Source organism: Algibacter sp. (assembly GCF_049667265.1).
Taxonomy (GTDB): Bacteria; Bacteroidota; Bacteroidia; order Flavobacteriales; family Flavobacteriaceae; genus Algibacter_B.
Map to the genome: position 1 here is coordinate 1 of NZ_JBATHX010000141.1, position 3,444 is coordinate 3,444.

The window sequence follows — 3,444 nt, forward strand, 5'->3', positions numbered from 1 at the left end:
TTATTCCAGTCTTTTTTTAATAAATCTAATTCATCCATAATGTTACGGATTTAGTATGGTTCTAAGTTTGTTTTTAATTCGGTTCATTTTCACGCGGGCATTCACTTCACTTATTCCCAATGTTTCACTAATTTCTCTATAGTCTTTGTCTTCTAAATACAAAAATACTAATGCTTTTTCAATGTCGTTTAGTTGGTGTACGGCTTTATAAAGTACTTTTAATTGTTCCTCTTCGGTGTTGTCATAATCCTCTGCTTTTATTTTAAATTCTACACCAGCATAATCTTGTGTTTTTATTGTGCGCTTCGATTTTCTGTAAAGTGTAATGGCAGTATTTAATCCAACACGATACATCCAAGTACTGAATTTTGCATCGCCTCGAAATTTAGGATATGCCTTCCAGAGTTGGATGGTTATTTCTTGAAATAAATCGTTATGCGCGTCATAATTATTGGTGTACAAACGACAAACTTTGTGCACGATATTTTGATGCTTTTCTAACAGCTCTACAAAATTATGTTCTAGCTCTTTATTCAATGGTGTGGTTTAGTTATTCTATAAGTAGTTTAATTATTAAAAACGTTACAAACGGATAAAAATAAAATGGTAAAACCTAAGATTTTAATTTCTTTTTTTGCGAAAAAAGTGACGTTTTTTTGATGAAATTTTATTTTTTGAATGAAAATTTGAGTAAAGTAGGTGATTTTAAAATATTTAAACTTTTGGTTTCTGTGACGGAATTTTAAATACTGGAAAACAATTAGTTAAATATCGACTATAGATAAAAACTATGGTGCGTTTTTAGCGCTTTTTTGGTGTTTTTTGGCTCTGACGTTTAGCTAATATATAAAAAAATAAATAAGTATTATTTAGATTGAAATCTTTGAAAAAATATTTCGAATTTTTGATTGGTTTTAATCTGAATTTAAATTGATTTTAAGATTTAAAACATGATTTTTAACGTTGTTTTTGAAGTCGATTTTGTGGATTATTTTTTAAATTTTCGTGCTTTTTCATCTTCAAATTTTAATGATTTTAGAATTATTATGGGATGGCATTTTTGACTTAAATGTCAATTCATCATGCAAATTTTACAGTTCGGTAATTAAGAATTTTGGCACTCATTTTTGTGTTGCATTTTTGCTGTGTGCTGAATTTATTTCGGTATGTCATCAATCAAAAAACGAACAGTAAAATATTCAATCATGAAAAAACTAACCATCATTTTTATGGCTTTAATCAGCTTTCAAATTTCGGCCCAAACAACCATTAGCGGAAAAATTTTCAACTCAAAACAAGAACCCATTGAAGGTGCTAATATTTATTTAGAAGGTACTTATGATGGAAGCACTTCTGATGAAAATGGATCGTTTTCATTTAAAACTTCTGAAACTGGAACGCAAACTTTAGTAGTTTCATTTATGTCATACGAGACTTTTTACCTGGTTGGCGATGTATCTTTTATGAAAGAAATTAAGGTAAAACTTAAAGAAGATGTAAGTGCTTTGGATGCCGTGGTGTTGTCTGCAGGAACATTTTCAGCTGGTGATAATAGCAAAGTAAATGCACTAAAACCACTTGATGTAGTAACCACCGCAAGTGCTTTAGGCGATTTTGTTGGTGCTTTACAAACCTTACCAGGAACCACAACAGTTGCCGAAGATGGCCGGTTGTTTGTGCGTGGTGGCGATGCCAATGAAACTCAAATTTTTATTGACGGTATTCGCGTGTTTACCCCATATAGCCCAACCACCAATAATGCGCCAACTAGAGGCCGCTATTCGCCTTTTTTGTTTGATGGTATTACCTTTTCTACGGGTGGTTATTCGGCAGAATTTGGGCAAGCCTTATCAAGTGTTTTGCTGTTAAACACCATTGATGAACCCGACCAAGAAAAAACGGATATTGGTATCATGAGCGTTGGTGCCACGCTTGGTAACACACAAAAATGGGAGAAAAGCTCATTAAGTGTAAACGCCTCCTACATCAATTTGGCGCCTTATAATGCCATTTTTAAAAATAGAAACGAATGGATAAAACCTTATGAAACGGCTTCAGGTGAAGCTGTTTATAGAAAAAAATCCAATTCGGGTTTATTTAAATTGTATGGTGCTTTTGATGCTACAAATTTTGAACTTATCCAAGAAGATATTAACGAACCAGATGGCGCGCATTTCAAATTAAATAATAATAATTTTTATTTAAATGGGTCGTATCAAGGTGATTTAAACGATACTTGGACGCTTTTTGGAGGACTAAGCTATACACGAGCAAAAAACTGCTTAAACATTATTGAAAGTGCTATTGATAATGCAGAAAACTCATTACACGCTAAGTTGAAATTTAAAAACAGAATTAGTAACCGCTTCAAGCTCTATTTTGGCGCAGAGTATTTTGCAACCCATTTTGAAGAAGCTTATAACGATATCACTACGGATAAAGTTCATTACGGTTACAACAATAATATTGCAGCTGCTTATGCCGAGACAGATATTTTTATATCCAAAAAATTGGCCTTTAAAACAGGCTTGCGCGGTGAATATAGCCAACTGTTTAAGGATTTTACCATAGCCCCAAGGCTATCTTTGGCATATAAAACTACCGAAAAAAGCCAAGTGTCATTAGCATACGGTAATTTTTACCAAAACCCATCAAGTAATGTTTTAAAGTTCAATCAAGACTTAAAAGCAGAAAACACATCGCATTACATTTTTAACTACCAATTCAATCTTGATAGAAAGCTGTTTAGAGCCGAAGCCTATTGCAAAACCTACGATAATTTGGTAAAATACGATACCGATTTCACAAGTTTTGATAGCCAATATAACAGCAACGGAAACGGTTTTGCAAGAGGTGTCGATTTATTTTGGCGAGACAGCAAAACCATTAAAAACGTCGATTATTGGTTAAGTTATTCATTTCTGGATACCCAGCGCGATTACCAAAATTACCAAACCAAAGCACAACCTAATTTTGCAAATACACATAATTTATCGGTTGTCGGGAAATATTGGATTAACAAATGGCGCAGTCAAGTAGGCATGAGTTACGCCTATGCATCCGGCAGAACCTATACCAATCCTAACACAACAGGTTTTTTAAACCAGAAAACGAAAGCCTTTAATAGCCTGAGTTTAAATTGGGCGTATTTAATTAGTCCGCAAAAAATACTGTACGCCTCGGTAAATAATGTTTTGGGTTTTAAAAACATCAACGGCTACCAATATGCAAACACACCAGATGTCAACGGACATTTCAATAGAAGAGCGCTACAGCCAGCCACCGATCAATTCTTTTTTGTAGGCTTCTTTTGGACCATAAGCGAGGATAAAAAGAGCAACCAGTTGGATAATTTATAGGGCGTTACGCCTCCTAAGGTCGTCGTCGGGCTATCCGTTCCAAGTCCTCGCTTCTGCCCTAAGGCGCAAAAGCTGTGGGCTATCC

The 3,444-nt window shown here is 34.3% G+C and carries 2 protein-coding genes; one reads left to right on the forward strand and one right to left on the reverse strand.

Features of this window, described 5'->3' with window-relative positions; translation table 11 throughout:
- Positions 1-42: 42 nt before the first annotated feature.
- The gene (locus tag WBN21_RS05110) at positions 43-537 is read right to left on the reverse strand and encodes an RNA polymerase sigma factor (protein WP_424198206.1); all 495 of its coding nucleotides are present in this window, start codon (positions 535-537) and stop codon (positions 43-45) included.
- Positions 538-1,205: 668 nt separating this feature from the next.
- On the opposite strand from WBN21_RS05110, the gene WBN21_RS05115 reads away from it, so the two are divergent.
- Positions 1,206-3,359, forward strand: a complete 2,154-nt coding sequence (locus WBN21_RS05115; RefSeq protein WP_424198207.1) for a TonB-dependent receptor — start codon at positions 1,206-1,208, stop codon at positions 3,357-3,359.
- The last annotated feature ends 85 nt before the right edge of the window (positions 3,360-3,444 follow it).

Excerpts from the sequence above, each read along its gene's own strand:
- WBN21_RS05115 (WP_424198207.1), top strand. The coding sequence starts at position 1,206 with ATGAAAAAACTAACCATCATTTTTATGGCTTTAATCAGCTTTCAAATT.